At 58.4% G+C, this 413-nt stretch carries 2 protein-coding genes; both read left to right on the top strand.

Going from position 1 to position 413, the window contains the following annotated elements:
• Positions 1-134, top strand: a 134-nt coding sequence (locus O2S87_RS18890) for a DUF2080 family transposase-associated protein (RefSeq protein WP_475410241.1), incomplete at its 5' end; no start/stop codon positions are given.
• A 2-nt stretch (positions 135-136) separates the two neighbouring features.
• A partial coding sequence (locus tag O2S87_RS18885; RefSeq protein ID WP_475410240.1) for a helix-turn-helix domain-containing protein occupies positions 137-413 on the top strand: 277 nt, incomplete at its 3' end.

Below are 413 nucleotides of genomic sequence, written 5' to 3'. Positions count from 1 at the left end.
ACGAGGTCGAAGGACACGAAGTCCTCGAAACAGAAGCCAAACGATCCGGCAACGGCGCGCACGTCTACGTCCCGAAAGCGTGGGCCGGTGCGACCGTCAAGGTCGTTCGCGTCACCGATCCATCCGACGAGTAGGTATGCGCTACAACTACAGGTATCGGCTCAAACCGTCCGACAAACTCCACGGGCGGTTGGCGTGGACCGTCGATACCTGCCGACAGGTCTACAACCACTTCCTTCACCGACTCAACCGAGTAGACGGAACCTCCGCCTACTCCGAACAGTCCCTCCTTCCCGACCTCAAACGCGAGTGGTCCGATCTAAAGGACGTTCACTCGAAGGTGCTTCAGAAAGTCGTTCAGCGGTTGTACGACAATCTCTCGACGCTGAAGGGGCGGAAAGACAACGGCTACC

The organism is Halohasta sp. A2, assembly GCF_056175805.1.
This window is presented reverse-complemented; position numbering and strand designations above follow the sequence as displayed.